13 protein-coding genes, 1 tRNA gene and 1 other RNA gene are annotated in these 16,722 nt (G+C 42.6%); 6 read left to right on the forward strand and 9 right to left on the reverse strand.

Annotation, left to right across the window (positions count from 1 at the left end):
• Nucleotides 1-46: 46 nt before the first annotated feature.
• From rnpB to HYN46_RS04240, 3 genes are all read left to right on the forward strand, one after another.
• An RNA gene (gene rnpB, locus HYN46_RS04230) (RNase P RNA component class A) lies at nt 47-409 on the forward strand.
• 156 nt (nt 410-565) lie between these two features.
• A tRNA-Met gene (locus tag HYN46_RS04235) sits at nt 566-642 on the forward strand.
• 294 nt (nt 643-936) lie between these two features.
• On the forward strand, nt 937-1,191 hold the full coding sequence (locus HYN46_RS04240) for a TonB family protein (RefSeq protein ID WP_114898242.1): 255 nt from the start codon (nt 937-939) through the stop codon (nt 1,189-1,191).
• 290 nt (nt 1,192-1,481) lie between these two features.
• Here the strand turns inward: HYN46_RS04240 and HYN46_RS04250 are convergent, their stop codons facing one another.
• The 6 genes from HYN46_RS04250 to HYN46_RS04275 form a co-directional block, all read right to left on the reverse strand.
• Complete coding sequence (locus HYN46_RS04250; protein WP_114898244.1) at nt 1,482-2,537, reverse strand: GSCFA domain-containing protein; 1,056 nt, start codon at nt 2,535-2,537, stop codon at nt 1,482-1,484.
• Complete coding sequence (locus HYN46_RS04255) at nt 2,521-3,675, reverse strand: WcbI family polysaccharide biosynthesis putative acetyltransferase (RefSeq protein WP_114898245.1); 1,155 nt, start codon at nt 3,673-3,675, stop codon at nt 2,521-2,523. The genes HYN46_RS04250 and HYN46_RS04255 overlap by 17 nt, the downstream gene beginning before the upstream one ends.
• Before the next feature lie 11 nt (nt 3,676-3,686).
• On the reverse strand, nt 3,687-7,892 hold the full coding sequence (locus HYN46_RS04260) for a glycosyltransferase (protein ID WP_114898246.1): 4,206 nt from the start codon (nt 7,890-7,892) through the stop codon (nt 3,687-3,689).
• Nucleotides 7,892-8,248: a DUF4214 domain-containing protein gene (locus HYN46_RS04265; RefSeq protein ID WP_162818081.1), complete on the reverse strand. Its 357-nt coding sequence runs from the start codon at nt 8,246-8,248 to the stop codon at nt 7,892-7,894. The genes HYN46_RS04260 and HYN46_RS04265 overlap by 1 nt, the downstream gene beginning before the upstream one ends.
• A gap of 577 nt (nt 8,249-8,825) precedes the next feature.
• On the reverse strand, nt 8,826-10,397 hold the full coding sequence (locus tag HYN46_RS04270) for a flavin-containing monooxygenase (RefSeq protein WP_114898248.1): 1,572 nt from the start codon (nt 10,395-10,397) through the stop codon (nt 8,826-8,828).
• 138 nt (nt 10,398-10,535) lie between these two features.
• A complete protein-coding gene (locus tag HYN46_RS04275) occupies nt 10,536-11,474 on the reverse strand; it encodes a BAR domain-containing protein (protein WP_114898249.1) in 939 nt (312 codons plus the stop codon).
• Between the two features lie 266 nt (nt 11,475-11,740).
• On the opposite strand from HYN46_RS04275, the gene HYN46_RS04280 reads away from it, so the two are divergent.
• Complete coding sequence (locus HYN46_RS04280; RefSeq protein WP_114900596.1) at nt 11,741-12,358, forward strand: TetR/AcrR family transcriptional regulator; 618 nt, start codon at nt 11,741-11,743, stop codon at nt 12,356-12,358.
• Between the two features lie 10 nt (nt 12,359-12,368).
• On the opposite strand, the gene HYN46_RS04285 is transcribed toward HYN46_RS04280, so the two are convergent.
• Both HYN46_RS04285 and HYN46_RS04290 read right to left on the reverse strand, forming a co-directional pair.
• On the reverse strand, nt 12,369-13,445 hold the full coding sequence (locus HYN46_RS04285) for a hypothetical protein (protein ID WP_114898250.1): 1,077 nt from the start codon (nt 13,443-13,445) through the stop codon (nt 12,369-12,371).
• Between the two features lie 36 nt (nt 13,446-13,481).
• Nucleotides 13,482-15,110, reverse strand: a complete 1,629-nt coding sequence (locus HYN46_RS04290; RefSeq protein WP_114898251.1) for an NAD+ synthase — start codon at nt 15,108-15,110, stop codon at nt 13,482-13,484.
• Between the two features lie 216 nt (nt 15,111-15,326).
• Between HYN46_RS04290 and HYN46_RS04295 the strand changes: the two genes are divergently transcribed.
• Together HYN46_RS04295 and HYN46_RS04300 are read left to right on the forward strand one after the other, a co-directional pair.
• Nucleotides 15,327-15,536, forward strand: coding sequence for a hypothetical protein (locus HYN46_RS04295; RefSeq protein WP_114898252.1), 210 nt, complete (start codon nt 15,327-15,329; stop codon nt 15,534-15,536).
• A gap of 78 nt (nt 15,537-15,614) precedes the next feature.
• Nucleotides 15,615-16,079 (forward strand): type IV secretion protein Rhs, encoded by a 465-nt coding sequence (locus HYN46_RS04300; RefSeq protein WP_407640788.1) that lies wholly within the window; start codon nt 15,615-15,617, stop codon nt 16,077-16,079.
• 4 nt (nt 16,080-16,083) lie between these two features.
• Here the strand turns inward: HYN46_RS04300 and HYN46_RS04305 are convergent, their stop codons facing one another.
• Nucleotides 16,084-16,644: a cysteine hydrolase family protein gene (locus tag HYN46_RS04305; RefSeq protein ID WP_228254883.1), complete on the reverse strand. Its 561-nt coding sequence runs from the start codon at nt 16,642-16,644 to the stop codon at nt 16,084-16,086.
• Between the last annotated feature and the right edge of the window lie 78 nt (nt 16,645-16,722).

Genomic DNA, 16,722 nt, shown 5'->3' on the forward strand with positions numbered 1-16,722 from the left:
AGTTTAATTCACATCAAGCGACTTGGTTTTGCTACTATGCGCGCGCAAAGTGAGCTGGACGGTCGCCGCTGATGAGATCTTTGGATTAAAGCAGGGGAGGAAAGTCCGGGCTTCGTAGGGCAAAGTGCCAGGTAACGCCTGGGCGGTGTGAGCCGACGGATAGTGCAGCAGAGAGTAGACCGCCGAACGGCCCGTAAGGGTGCGTGGTAAGGGTGAAACGGTGCGGTAAGAGCGCACCACGAGTCTGGTAACAGACCGGTACGGTAAACCCCACTTGAAGCAAGACCAAATAGGAATCCATGGCGTGGCCCGCGTCGGATTCGGGTAGGTTGCTTGAGCGTATTGGTGACGATACGCCTAGAGGAATGATCGTTCACGACAGAACCCGGCTTATAGGCTCACTTTGCACTAAATTTATTAAGTGATGTTTGTTTAAGTTTTAAACGCTTAAAAATAAGCATGCAAAATAACGCATGGCTTGTTGATCTTTTAGGCGTTTTAGCTTGACGAAGCGTCACATGGTCGGCATAATGCCGTCCTTCAAAAGTTCTGATTCATCAGTTCTGGCTATGTAGCTCAGTTGGTTAGAGCACCGCACTCATAATGCGGGGGTCGCAAGTTCAAGTCTCGCCATAGCCACCATTATATGTTTCACGCTAGTTTATACTAGACCGCAAAGCCCTTTACCTACTTGGTTTAGGGCTTTTTTGTTTTTTATCAAAGTAGCCTGCTGGTGCTGATGGGGTATTAATCGAGTTGTGTACCCAGGATCAGAAGTCATCTTAGAATAAACTTACAAAAGATGTATTAGAGATCTATAAACGATAGCAAGATAGGTTTAATCTCAAAAGGAAGGGGAGAGACTGATCATCTGTCTGGGCTGTTCTATACAATGTAAAGCACTTGTTCCAGTTTGAACAAAACAGGTTAGATTTTATGGATCTATTAAATAAATTGTTTGCCGAAACGAATATCGCAGATGGCACGCCTAAACGTGTATCCGCGCGTGTATTACTAAACGAGGCGGGAAAAGTGCAAGATGTACGGATCAAGCAAGGTTCAGGTGATCCTGCAATTGATCGGCAGGCGATTAGTGAATTAAAAAATGCTGGTTACGCGCCATGTCGATTAGGCTCAAAGGCCGTCCGAATTTGGTATGACGTCGTTTGGACTAGCCATAATCAACCATAACCAAAGTTACCCCCAATGCTTGCGGGTAAGCTTGTGGATAACAAAGGATGGAACACGTGGAACGTTTGCTGTGTCAAGCTGTAAGCGTTTTGGTTGAAATCTGATCTGTAATGCGGATAATTTTGGTTACCCTGATCTGAAGACTGTAAGGCATGCAAAGACGCGTAGTCATATGACTGTTTAGGAACGATGTTTTTAATCCGAGGCCAAATCATGGCGGGGTCAATCACCCGCCATGATTTGAATAGGGTTAGTAATCAAAATTGCTTGAAAGTGTAATCGCTTTAAACTTAAAAAGCGGTTTTGGCGATAGATTCTTCATCACAAATAATATCAGAGACGGGGTGCTTGTTGATCGGTTGTACGACATCATAACGTACCGATTTTTGGGTATGACCTTCAGCGTAGTGTCTGAGGAAGCAGCGCATTACATGACTCACACCATTGCTATTCACTTCACGTAAGTCATCTTCATAATATTTACCCAGATTAAAATTACCGGTGATAATTTCATAGGATGGGAAGTACTCAACCCAATCGTATTCACGAGAAGCGGTTTCAGCGGCAACGCGCAAAACAGACTTGCTATACGTTGTGGACACCAAAACATGTTGTTTTTCAAAAGTTGCGATCAGTGGAACCGGGGAGACCGTCAGCAAGACTTTGATTTTAGTGTTGACGGATTTGAGTCTTTGTAAAAAAGCATTCAAGTCTGCCATGACTTCGATGACAGAGAAGTTCTTATACGCATAATCGGTATCATTAAAACTCCCTCCTGAAACACCAGGCGCCAGAGGAAATACATCTCCACTGGTTTTGCTCATCCAGCCTTCAGTAAGACCCAAGGTATACACAAAGACATCTGCATTAAGAAACATGTCTTTCACATGTTTAAGATGTTTGCTGCGCTCCTCAAGTACACCTTTTGCGTCTTTGAAGCCTTGAGGCTCGATATTAGGTCTAAATGGATCGATATAGCGACCATCTTCTCTCAGCCAAGGCAATTCACTTGAGGTTCGTGTTTCAAATGCTTCATCAAAAAGCTGTACCAACTGGCGTACGGTGTAAATGTTGCCATATCGAGCAGAGAACATACCGAAACCACGTTCTTTGCGCTCTTGATCGCTGAGTCCCTCACCTGATTCGGGAACATAATAATTAAAGCCGATCGCTGACAAGCGACGGGCGATATGTTGTGCAAAGCAACTGCCTGCCGTGGCAATTTTTTCATCTTTACGCAGTCTAAATTTGGGCTGAACGATAGGGTCAAAGGTATGATAATCCGTCGTTGAAATAGAGCGGCGCCAAAATTGAAAGTTCTCTAAACCTTTATATGGATTGCTCATATTTACGCTCCGCAATATATTTCATTGCATTTTCATAAGGATGTACATATTGATCATGAATCATTAAGGCATCGGCATTATATTTTTCATATGCGCCGAAACTCCCCTCAAGGAATTCATCTAAATCAAATAGCTTATATGCGCTGATGGGTTTAAAAAGATATGAGCCATCTTTTAGCCCAAGATTTTCTGCAATTTCAGGATAAATCGGATAAATTGGCCCTACTGCCAAATTATCATGAGGTCTGATGGTGGTTTCAAAGTGCTTACCGCGAATTTTTCGAGCAATCAGCGTTGCTATATCATAGATCGCATTCACTTTAGGGTGATTGCCGCTATACATAAAGCTGCCTTGTCTTGCCCACTGGACAAAACTACTTCTGATATCGAGATCAAAGTCATCAAATCTTCTGAAGAGTTGCTCTTTCTCCGCTTGCCAAAAGTTATAAAAACCTACAGCTTGGTAAACTTCGTTATTGTACAAGTTTTTCGTTTGATGGATGGTTAGATTCGATTTATAGGCCGCGAAAGCCAAACATGAATTATATTCATCCATGGGTGTCTTGATATGTCCATCAGGACTTGTGACGTAGCATAAATCCGGATGGAAAGCGCGAAATAAGAAGCTTGGGAACCATGTGATATTCTGATAAGGACTTAGATCAATCACATTGATATGACGGATATCCGCAAGAATAATCAGTTGGTCATACTCTGGAAGCTTGGCTTCCCAATACTCCCGATTTTTAGTGAGTTGCCAAATATCACACGGTTCTACGGTGACGTTCGCACAAAGCAAGCTTAAGGAGTTTGCAATCCCAACAGTTTGGCAATTAGAAATTACAATCCATTTTTCTTCCCGATCACTTTGATTAATCTCTTTTATCGAGTTTACTGGTACTGTCTTCTGAGTTACTACATTTGAAACTTCGGGCATTGTTTTAAATTCAACAGTCTCTAATTGTTGAATTGAAGGTTTAATTGAAATTTTCTCTTTATATTCGCTACTTTGTAGAAAGAAAGCTCTGAGTGTTTCGAGATCTTCATATTGTTGTTGATGAACAATTGCCTCTTCAGATTCAGGTTCTCGTCCCAGTATCAATCGATAGCACCATATCACTTCATCCCTTGTAACCATAAACTTAACCTCTATAGCGAATTAGCAATGGGCTCAACGACGACCATTTTGGGAGCATTGATGAGAGTAAGTTGTGATGGATTTGAAGCTACAGGTGTGATCTCAATCATGGACACATTAATTTCAGTATCATTATTGACCCAGACTCTGACTTCAAGGTCATCGCAGATCTGATCGATAAGAATAGGGAAGGTGATAAAATTTCCTTTTGTATCTGGCGCATTCAAATTGACTTTTTTCAGTACAGTTTTTGCTTTATCAAAAGATACATCTGCCCACGCACCTGATAAGCCACCTTTACCTAAAGTACCACGAATTGAGATATTGTATTGCCCCTCAGGGATTTGAACGTAAGGACCATAAATGAGCCAGCCTGCTGTCCCAGTACTATTGATACTATCACTGCTTCTCTTACCGACCTTAGTTCTGAGTAGACTGCTGTTACCCCGAAAACGATGAACATTGCTCGGTATCCAGTTTTGACTCCATTGATTATTTAAAACAACGTTCAAGAGACCTTGAGTACTTTGTTTCCAAGTCAGCCAAGGCATTACGTCTGATTGTGGGGCCTTACCAATGAGATCAAGCTGCAACCATTCTTGTATTGCTGTTGCAAGGGCACGCGGGGTTTCGCCAGAGAAATAAAATGCATGATCTCCGGCGACTTCAGCGAAAACAGGAATATCTCGGACGATGAGCGGTAATTCATGTTGCGCCGCTTCAATCAGTGGCAAGCCAAATCCTTCCGCAAAAGATGGTGCAATCAAACAAGTAGATGCTGCATAGATTTTTTCAAGATATTCATCACTGATGCCTTCAAGCCAGAAAAAACGATGACCACGTTCTTTGTGTGTCTCTAACGTATAAATAAATTCAGGAGTCACCCAGCCTCGTTTCCCAACAATCACTAGATTAATATCTTCATTTTGATCCCATAGCTGAGCAAATGCGGACAAAGTTTGAGCATGACCTTTACGCGGCTCAATAGTACCTACGATTAGGAAGGTTGGGCGTAAAGAAATCGCATTAAGGGTACGCTGGGCGTTGGCAGGTAGCCCCTTAGAAGGTGTTGAGCCAGCCACATCTGCACCTAAATGGAACCAGCCGATTTTAAACGGTCTCATTCGTTTTTGGCCAAAATTATCCAGCCATTCAACCAACTCATCTGCGACGGCGCGAGAAATACAAATTGCACCGTCGCCGTGGGTAATGGCCTCCAGCCAAGACTTAAATTGATCCGATGTACCTTGAGGGAAGAAGTTCGGTTGTAGAATGGGCAGTAGATCATAGACCAAAGTATATCGGGGAACACCGATCTGCTTGAGGTAATCAAAGAATTTGATTTGTTGGATTGCAACTTGGAAGTGAAGATCAATGATTAAAAAAATATCACCAGCAAAGACTTCCACAGGTGCATCTGTCAGGCTGTCACGGGGGCAGTCGAGGAATTGCAGTGAAAACTGCCGTGCATAGTGATAACCCTGTTGATTTGGACGAGCATATACAGGCTCAATTTTATAACCTATGGGTGGGTTAGTGAGCAACTCTATCAATATGCTGCGAACAACACGCTGTATACCTGTTTTAAGATCCGTTTCGACTAGTGCTGATACATCCAGAAATAATTGCTTTGGTTCGGTTGGTGAGTGGTTTTTACAAATTTCTTGCGCTAATTGAAGCCATACACGGGGATCATTGGATATTCCGCCATGGGTCACAAGTGTTTTGATTAGATTGTTATTGTTGGTGAGGGATTGCTCATAATGATCTTCGATTGCACGCGCGTATTGCTCTGCACATGCACGGGGCGTGTGATTAAGGCGTATATTTTTTCGTGCTAAAGTACTGAGTAAGTTTCGTTGATCGTGATCTTGCCACAGTGTTTCTAGTGCTTTAGTGAGCTGTGTGTTTTCGAAGTCATCATCCAGCATCCAGACGGCATCTTGAGGAAGTTCGGACATAGAGCCATTGGCATTGGCAATACAGGCTAATCCGTAATTCATGCAGTCCAAGACTGCAGCGGAGGTTTCTCCGCGGGATTGAGTTCTTAACTGGACACCTAAGTCTGCCGCAGCTAAATATTGTCGAAATTGTAAAGTGCTGGCCCAACCTGTGATTTTAATACGATCTGCAGCATCGCTATTTGCAATTGTCTCAAGCAGATCTTTGGTGTAGCTTGCATTCGATGGTGCTTCACCGACAAAAATCAAATGACAATTTTTTTGCTTGGATAATTTAGAGTCAAGCCAAGCATCTAATAATCGTTTGTTTTGTTTGGTGGGTCCCAAGAGTCCGAAACTACAGATCACGAAGGCATCTTCAGGAATATCTAATGATTGTCGTGCTTCCGCCCGATCAATGGGTTGTGCAGGTGCTCTGAGCAAAGGGATAACTGACCAATTTTTAACAAAATCTTCGCCTAGCCACTGAGTTCCTAGTTTTTTTGGGCTATTGGAATGGACGATAACCCCTTGGGCGTTTTCTAGAACGCTTTTATTACAAGGGTATTTCCATACGGCATCTTCTTGCGATTTAGAATAGACTTTAACGGCATTATAACCATGGGAATGGTAAAGCTCTTTGGCCCAACCTCGTGGTCTAAATCCTTGTAACTCCATATGGCCAACAATTCCACTGATAAAAAAGTCGTGCAATACGACAATTCCAGGGACTTGTTCGATTAAATCAAACATATATTGATGAAATTCTGAGTTACCAAAATGATAAATAACGCGATCATAAGATTCCGCATTACGCGCAAGCCATTCAGCATTTTTGATTGAACTACTATCCGCTACCCACGAGCTCAAGATCACATCTTGTTCTACGATGACATCGATGTCATAGAAGCGTGATAATTCTGGTAAAAGTTCAGCACTATAATCAGAAATTCCACTACGCAAAGGCGGGAGTGGGGAAACGTAGGCAAGTTTAGGCCGAATGCGTGGGGGAAGTGCAGAACCTTTTTTCTTTAACTCGAGGTTTGTTTCGTGAAGTTTTTCAAGCGCCAAGAGTGTTCTTTTTGCACATTGATCCCAAGAAAAAGATTTAGATTGTTCGAGGGTATGTTTGGCTAGATTGGTTTGATAGACTTGATCAGATAGTACTTTCGAGATTTTATCTGCAATATCTTGATCATCTAAGGGATCAAATAATGCATCGGTACGGCCAATTGTTTCTGCAAGACTTGTAGTATTCGCACCGATTACAGCCGCTCCGCAAGACATGGCTTCTAACACAGACATGTTGAAGCTTTCTACAGCAGATGGCGCGATGAGTGCCTGACATAAATTATAGAGTGTGATGAGATCTTCAGTTGGAATAAATCCTGTTACAACGATATTCTCACTGCACAAACCAAATTGTTTAACGAGTGTTTCTAGACCATGACGTGCTTTTGATTTGGCTTCGCAGACAATGATAAGCTGATTATTCTTACGTACTTCTTCTGGAAGCAGGGCAAATGCGCGAATGGTTGCCTGTACGTTTTTATTGGGTTCAAGTCCACCTACATACAAAATAAAAGGTTTGGTGATGCTGTAGTGCTCAAGAACCGAGGTTTGAAGTGTACGGGGAATTTGAGTTTTTTGAAAACGAGGATCAGTTGCATTGCCAATATTCACAGCTTGTGAAGCGGGTAAGCCTAGATAATCTATGCTTTCATTACGAGCAAGTTCCGATGTGGATAACAGGAGGTGTGCGCGTCTAAGCTGATCGAGCTTGTTTTCATACCATGACTCGATCATCTCGTTATCAAGAATCGACCGTTCAATATTCGATGTTTTACTGGTAAATAGCGTTCGATCGTAGAGACTTACAGCAGTTGGTGTCGTGTGGTTAAACAAACCTATCGTTGTGACAGCTGAGTCATACAGTCCTTCAAAAAGGCTGGTAATGAGAATTACATCAGGTTTTAAATTGGCGATAAACGCTTCACGAATCAGTTCAGCCGCTTTTTTAAACTTTGATTTTTTGGAATCGATAGCATCGCTGATATCGGGTGTATGCCATATTCTGATTTGCTCTTGGGGAAGAAGTGAGTCAAATGCTGCTCGGATAGGTTCAATGGTTTCAGGAAATAGGCCATTGAGTGCCAATATGACTTCATGCTCTCCTTTATTGCGCAAGATTGCTTGCGTCAGCGATAGACAATAGCGCCCAATCGCTTGTTTGGTATCGTTGCTTTGAACACCTTGCAAATCAATAACGATACGCATTATGTAACCTTCCTTGAGCTCATTTCGGCTGCGGCTTTAAACTTATAATAAATATTTTTAACATTGGTCGAAACAAATAGCAGTCGTTCAGTATCTGAGATCATTCCTTGTATGGCAATATCTAGTTCGAGTGCAATAGCACTGTCATGACCACCTTCAGGTGAAAATCTCAGTTGTTTAAGAATACCTAGCTTACTCTCACCATTGCTCAATTGCTGTAAGTTTGACTGCAATCCACTCGGATCAGGTGGTCTACGAAGCAACGCTTCATAAGCATTGTGAACAAACTCATCATCGTTGAATTCTAATAATGAGTTAAGGGTAAGTGTTGTATTCGGGCTTGCTTGAATTGGCATTTTCATTTCCCCTAGCGATAGATCGTGAAGCTTTAAGTTGCGGCACTACGTCAATTCCTTGAAACTAATTTCAAAAAATGTAGCTAAAACTTTAAAATCACCATCTAATTTGATACATTAATTTTTAATCGGTCAGTTAAAATAATCGTTCTTTATTACTATAATTTTCACAACACGCTTTCATCTATAATATTTATCGATCTTGCTTTATTCTAGTAATAGGAACTTTACTTGTTTTATTGATTCTAAAACTAGATATCTATCTATGTATAGTCCTAAAGCTCATCTAGAGTCAAATCTTTTGGGTAGAATAGTAAATAAATATATTAAATTTGTAAAAAATATGGTCCACAGCAAGGGTTTTGAGGCGAATTAGTTTTTTTGCGTGTATTTATGTAATTTTGGTGCTGTTTTTTTGTCAGTGATTAGACATTTCTTGCTTTTTAAACTCAGGAAGAGTTTGAGGTATGTTGATTTTTTGTTTTCTGGTTATCAATCGTTGAAATTTGAAGAGTGTTAAGGAGATATATAGCTTTCAAGCTATGAAAGCTATATATCTCATTGATTTATATTTTCTTTATTTCATGATTAAACTGTAGTCACTGAGATCAATGTTTTTCATTTGATTTTGGTATTGAGTGGCAAAACCAGGGTACATGGTTGAATTAAAACCATCCTCTGTCAAATACCAACTTTTACAACCTGAGTTCCAGTTGGTTTTGGTCAGACGTTTTTGGATTTTTTGATTATATTCAGCTTGGATCTCGGGCTTGACATCCAGTACTTTAATTTCTTGGTCGATGATGGTTTTGATCAAACGAATTGCATGATCAATCTGTGACTCCATATAAACCAAAGCTGAGTTGTGTCCTGGGCCAGAATTGGGTCCAAAGGTGAAGAACAAGTTTGGAAAGCCGGAAACATTAATGCTTTTATAGGCTTGAGCACCACGGGACCATTCTTCAGCTAGATTACGATTATTGATTCCTGTAATCGGAAATGGTGTCCCCGATTTACTGACATCAAAGCCTGTTGCAAATACGATGCAATCGACGACGTGCTCAACCCCCTCCATGGTCTGTACGCCATGTTCAGTGATTTTTACAATTGGCCAAGTGATGAGTTTGCAGTTGGGTTGCTGTAGAGCAGGGTAGTAGTCATTGGAGACCAATACACGCTTACAACCAATTTTGAAGTCTGGGGTGAGCTGACGGCGTAACCAGACATCTTTTACTTGGCGTTTCAGATGGCTTTTGGCCAATTGCTCTGCAACTTTAGTCAAAGGAGAGTTCCAAATGACTGCTAAAGCCATAGATTCATGGGTCCAGTACAGAGCCTTTCGCATAGCTGTTTGTGTGGCAGGCAATTTACGGAAAATGATTTTGTTCCACTCTGGCGTTTTGTAATCTGGTCGTGGCGTCACCCACCCTGGAGTGCGTTGGAATACTTTGACAAATTCTGCAGTTTTTACCAGCTCAGGAATAATTTGAATTGCACTAGCGCCAGTGCCGATGACTGCAACCCGCTTACCCTCAATTTTATAGTCATGATCCCAGTTTGCACTGTGGATTTTTTTACCTTTAAAGTTTTCTAAACCTGCAATTTTTGGAAAGCTAAAATTAGACAAGGGGCCTGCCGCAGAAATAATTGTACGGGCTTGGTAAAACTCTCCATCGGCCAAAGCAACAGTCCATAGGCCAGTCTGTTCATCAAAGCTTAAGCTGGAAACATTGTGGTTAAACTTAATAAGATTGCTGAGTTTGAAATGGTCAACCAGATAATGAATATATCCTAGAATTTCTGAACTATTGGAAAAACCACGTGACCAGTTCGGATTTTGTGCGAATGAGTAAGAGTATAGGTTAGACGGGATATCACAAGCTGCACCAGGGTAGGTGTTATCACGCCAAGTGCCGCCAACTTTATCTGATCGTTCGATGATCAACAGATTTTCTAGACCGGCTTGCTTTAGGCGGATTGCGCTGCCTAATCCAGCAAACCCAGCGCCTATGATTAATGTGTCAACAATAGCCAGTGCTTTATTGACAGAGGGCGGAGTTTTTCTGCTACGTGTTTGACGTGGTTTTGTTGAGGTTTGTTGAGAGATGTTTTCAACGGTGGTAGCACTTAAATGAGCTTGTGAATTCATAATCATACTCAGAAGTAAAAATCTGAAAAGTTCTAGAAATAACTCGCGCTAACTTGCAATTGGGCATGTTGTGCTCAATCGCAAGGGAGGCATTTAATGTGATTTCTATCTAATCGAAACGGATGATGCCATTCAGCATTAATGAACAGCGCTGGGTTCATAGGTGAGTTCTTTAACCCAACTTGGCATGTCAGGCATCTTATTGGCAGGAAGTCGATCCGTTGCTCTGACCATTGCATCTACAGGAATGTGGTAGGTTCGGTTTTTACGATTGACCACCATACGCGCATTCCAGTTGATGATCTGATACCAAGGATTGCGGCGACCTTCAGCCGTACGACCAGCAATTTTTTCAAACTTGCGCATGGCCGCGTAGAGTTTTTCTTCGGGAAGCCCCATCTTGATGACGTTATCACGCATTTTATTGAGGAGCGGCAGGTAAGCGGCGATGCCCAGTAATAAACGTGGATCGATAATTCGTGCTGCCATTTTTGAAAGTTCAATCAATGTTTTGTTATAGCCTTGAGCTTCCATGACCGAAAAACCCACACCCAAGTGGCGTGATTCATCATCATTAATCAAATCGAAAGCTCGGTGACAAATAGGATCTTCAACGGTTTCAAGCAAGAATGTACAGAGTGCTCCATCCAATGCGACTTCAAGCATTGGAATCACAGCACCGAGCACGTAAAATGGCATTTTATCGGCGTAGGTATCTAGCCATTTGATGGTGAGGCGTAAGTTTTTGTTTGGTTCAGGAATTACATCGCCATCCAGCATGCCCCAGCGCTTCATGAGTGCCATTTCAGCATTGGCATGGCGTTGTTCTTCAGCATGAAAGTGACTATACATTTGTTTCAATGTTTCAGTCGGTGCTTTCTTTGACATGGCGGAGAAAGCTCGTGCACCAATATGTTCAATCCACATGAGATCGGCCATAAAGGGTTTGAGTTTTGCGTAAAGCTCTGGATTGCCCGTCACAAGTTCTGCACCCGGCGCGTCCCAATCAATATCGGACAGTGCCCATTGGGTTGCTCTGACTTTAGCCAGCATTTTATCGAGATCAATAGAAGCCATGATTATCTCCGCATTGCAAATATGATGAAGGGGGCAAGAATGGTTAAGCTATTTAGTCAACCTTTGCCACGGCTTAAGGGCAGCTATATGCTATTTCTAGCATTGTCTGAACTGCTGTAATTGTCTTAAAAATTTGTTTTTTCAAGATTTTGACTATGTGCCGATTTACTCATTTAAGATCGGATATATGATCAATGTGGCAATTGATCCAATCCTATACAAACCTCAGAATAATCCGACTCTCTGTTCGGATACAAGTCGGTTCCATTATGGTCAGAAAACCTAAACAGCAACGCGCAAAAGTTACCGTAGATACGATTATCCAAGCGGGATTTATTGCGGTTTCCCAGAGCGGAATACATGGGGCAACAACACGCCAAATTGCTGAAATATCAGGAATTGGTGTCGGGTCGTTGTATGAGTATTTTGAAAATAAGGAAGCAATCTATCAGGCCATGAATCAGCACTTTGTGAATGATATTGTCGACATGCTGCGTAAGCTTACGCCTAACCTTGTTCGGTTAAATTTACACGATGTCGTCGAATTACTGTTGAATAGCTTCAGCGATCTGCTGCGTAGGGATGGTGGAATTTACTTGAAGTATGTGCGCTATTCGCGTTATTCGCCGCTGATTGAAACAGCACTGATGGAGTTTGCAATGCGCTATGCCATGCATAATCCCAAATTTCTACGTCTCGAAAATATGGCAACGATTAATTATATTTGTATTACAGGGGGGATTTTTAGTGTGATCCGGCATCTAAGCACACCAACACCCAATGTAACATTTGATCAGCTACTTGAAGGCTTAAGTCGCATGACAACGAGTTACTTTGATGCTGAATTTGCGCGTTTAGATCACGTTGAAAAACCAAACCTTTAATAGAGTAATTCTAAGTGTGTTTTATAGCGCGTTGTAAAATAGCGAGCGTTGTAGGATTCTCATAAAAGGGTTTGAATTGCCGTGTGAGGATCTCGCGAATATACCCATGTTCATCGAGCACTTGAATGACTGGTGGGGCGAAGCGTGAAATTTCTGCAAGCATATGGTTACGTGTGACACCGACATCTTCTAGAACTTCGGTAAGCGGAACGTCTTCATAAGCATTATAGAAAACATCAATCCCTGTATTGATCAGGCGCTGTATGTATTCGGTCTGGCGAATTTTACGCCATTCGTTGTAGCCAAGCACGAGAAACTCTTCAATGTCCAGCGGATCTAAACCCTTGGTAAATTCTGAAACGGATTCATCTCGCACCACTTGCCAGAGTTGCCAGATTGCATCGTGCCAGACACTTTCATCTAACTGAGCCAAATCAGAACAGCTTTTTTTAATTGTTTTTGCGACCGCTTGACGCAGTGTACGTTCTAGCAGTTCTTCTTGCTGACGGACTCTACTGTTTAGTTTCTGACGGACATTAGATTTGAGTCGTCCTCGGAGTCCTTGCTGATTCTCGATATCGACATTTGATGTGAGTTCTTGCAGCCAATTCGGTGATCGTTGGGTAATTTGTTGTTCGATGAGAATCAGGACATGGTCAGCAACAAACTGATGCAATGTAACGCTATGACCAATTTTATCGAGAATCAAGCGGCGAAATTCACCAAGCTCGACAATTTTATTGAGCCATTGCGAAGCACTATTATTGCTGAGTAACTCTTTGAGTTTTGGTGCGTCTTTTTGAGCCGTACGATGAAGCTGTTGCGCCATGTCTCCGGCAAGAGCAATGACGCCTGCACCAAGATTTAGCTCGAAAGCAAAGACACGGACGACATCTTTAAGCGCTTGACGACTGACTACTTCTCCAAGAGGAATTTCATCCGCTTGTGCCATCAGCATATCGAGCTCAGCAGCAGCGAGATCAACAAGGCGGTCGTCGAGCAGGCGTGAACGCGCCTCCTCGACTTGCGCAGCTAATAATTCATCTGCGAGCGCTTTTACGGTAGCGTTTATTGTATTGTTGTCCATAAAAGTTCTCTCGGCCTCGCTATTCATTAGCGCTCATTATTCGCCAGCGGTCCAACCATTGACCAGTGGATAGCGCCGCTCACGGCTAAATGCACGCCCACTAATCCGTGGGCCGAGTGCAGACTGCTTGCGCTTGTGTTCGTTGCGATCCACGAGATGAATCACATGTTGAACCGTTGCTTGATCAAAACCTTGTCCAACCAATGCATCCAAACTCATATCACGTTCAATATAGCCGTAGAGGATTGCATCTAATACGTCGTAAGGCGGTAACGAGTCTTGATCCGTTTGTTCAGGGCGAAGCTCTGCTGAAGGTGGACGGGTAATCACACGTTCAGGGATGACTGGTGTTTCTTCTAAAGAGTTTCGGAACTTAGCAAGTTCGTAAACTTGAGTTTTATATACATCTTTTAGAACATCAAAGCCACCAGCCATATCGCCATAAAGAGTTGCATAGCCGACCGACATTTCTGACTTATTGCCTGTGGTCAGGACCAATTGACCAAATTTATTGGATAGCGCCATAAGCACCGTTCCACGTGCACGTGCTTGAAGGTTTTCTTCAGTCGCATCAATAGGCGCATCAGCAAACAAAGGTGCCAGAGTCTGTGCAAAGCTGTCGACAATGCCATGAATTTCGGCAACGTGATAGGCGACATTGAGGCGCTGTGCTTGAGCTTCCGCATCTTCCATGCTGATCGCGGCAGTATAACGGTAAGGCATCATGACCGCATTGACCCTATCTGCACCGAGTGCATCGACGGCAATAGCAAGGCATAGTGCCGAGTCAATACCACCGGATAGACCAATAATGACGCCGGGGAAGCGCGAGTGATTCACGTAGTCGCTGACGGCAAGAACGAGGGCTTGATAGATTTCTGCGACTTTTGGCAGTGGCTTTAATGCTTCTTGGGCCACAAATGTGTTTTGCTCAAGATCGAAATTCACCAGCAGTAATTCAGCTTCAAAGCGACCTGCTTCGGCTGCAACCTGACCATCGGCGTTAATGGCCAATGATCCACCATCGAAAACGAGATCGTCTTGTGCACCCACAAGATTGACATAAGCAAGTGGGATTTCATTTTCTGAAGCACGACGAGAAAGTAGTGTCCGACGTAGTTCTTGTTTACCGATTTGGAAAGGGGATGCATTGAGGACTAATACCAGATCAGCGCCATTATCTTTCAATGTTTTAATCGGTTGGCGATGCCAAATGTCTTCACAAATCAGCAGACCAACTTTTCGACCACTGATTTCAAAGATCACACTGTCTGTGCCTGCATCGAAATAACGGGCTTCATCAAAAACACTGTAATTCGGCAGTTTCTGCTTATGATAGACGCCACGCTGAGCACCATGGGCGAAAACCCCTGCGCTGTTGAAACGTTTTTTGTGGGCGGTATCATTAAGTGGGTAACCGACCACAACGACGATGCCTTCGATTGCTGCAATTTGTGCCAATGCTGCATGAATACGTGGGGTCAAACTGGGTCTAAGCAAAAGATCTTCCGGAGGATATCCCGTTAATGCAAGCTCAGGAAATACAATAATTTGTGCGCCTTTTTCCCGTGCTGCATTGGATTGTTCGATAATTTTTTGGGTATTGCCAGCGATGTCGCCGACTAAAAAAGCAGATTGCGCTAAAGCAAGGGTTAAAACACTCATGTTTTATAAAAATTCCAATAAAAGCGTACCCTTTAAATGGGTCGCTGTGACTATAATTTGATGTACCCCCACTATATCGCAGGCGGCAACATTTATACAGAAATTGCAGGTATGATTTTTGGGTAAATATGTGACCTTTGGGTTTAAGTCAGATCATTTTAGTGATGATAGATTAACACTGTATTCAATGTGGATTAAAGGTGAAAGTAGATTAGTATGCTGAAATTGTTGATTATTGCTGGCGTTATCCTCTACCTTGTGCGCGTGATTTGGCGCATGATGTCTCCTGCCTTACCCCCAGAACGTGAGGCCTTGGAGTTGAAGGCGTGTGCGTTTTGCAATACCTTGGTCCGTGTTGACAAGGGGGTGAGTTTACGCGAGCATTTTTTTTGTAGTCGTGATCATGCGAACCGTTTTTTTCAATAATGGAGTGATTTAAAGTTGTTTAATCCATGGAGAGAAAAAGCACGCTCGTTGACGCGTTTCTTTTTGAAGCCCTTTAGCATAAATGTCTCTCAACAATCGACCCTTTTTCTGAATGCATTCAGACCAACATGCCGGACTTTAACCGTAGGTGAGTGCGCTTTAGCACGTTCGGTTTTTGGCGAAAGCTTGGACCTGACGACGATTCGTTTATGTAGTAGTCGATTGATTCTTAAAAACTATGCGATGAGTCCCAATGGTTCGGTCTATTTTCATCCTGATGACTTGGTGGATGATTTTAGTGTGCTGTCGTTAGAGTTGCAGTCATGGTTGATTCATGAGCTTACCCATGTCTGGCAAGTACAGCGAGGTATGAAAGTGGTTAGGCGCGCGCTATTGAATCGGCGATATCGCTATGTTCTAAAAGACGGGAAAACCTTCTTACAGTATGGGATTGAGCAACAAGCGCAAATGGTGCAAGACTGGTTTCTACGAAATGCTAGAAATGAGCCTTGTGCGGATTTAAAAGCGTGTTTGCCTTTTTAAGATATTATTTTTCCATATCTTTTATTAATTTTTCTGTTGTCATAATTTTCGCATATTCGTCATCTAAATTCGCAAGAGACATATCGTGAACTTCTTCTGCAGTACGCGGTCTACCACTGTAGTCGTGCTTTGCAAAAGCAAAGGTCGCATCATTGATCACGATCGTATTAAATCCTAAATTTCCAGCACTGCGTACTGTTGCCTCAACTGAGTTGTTGGTACTCACGCCGACAATGACGAGACTTTTGATATTACGTTGATGCAACCAACGTTCTAAGCCACTCTGAATAAAAGCATCGGGTACGTTCTTTTCGACAACATGCTCATGGGGCAGGGGGGCAAGTTCGGGTTGAAAGTCTGCGGATGGTTGATTGGGATAGAACGATGAGTTTAAGGATCGTGATATATGACGAATATGGATAATCGGCTGCTTTTCTTGTCGCCACAACGTCAACAACGTAGCAATATTCTTTTCAGCAGTCGGATTGTTGCGCTCGCCAGCAGTGGGAAGACTCATGCCGATTTGCATATCAATGATGATGAGTGCAGTTGGAGTGTTTGGCAAGTTCATTATCCTTTCATCAAGTAAGTGAATTGAGTTCAAAATAAAAAAAGACTGCCGAAGCAGTCTTTTTATCACAGC

Origin of the sequence: Aquirhabdus parva (assembly GCF_003351745.1) — a bacterium.
GTDB classification, from domain to species: Bacteria; Pseudomonadota; Gammaproteobacteria; order Pseudomonadales; family Moraxellaceae; genus Aquirhabdus; species Aquirhabdus parva.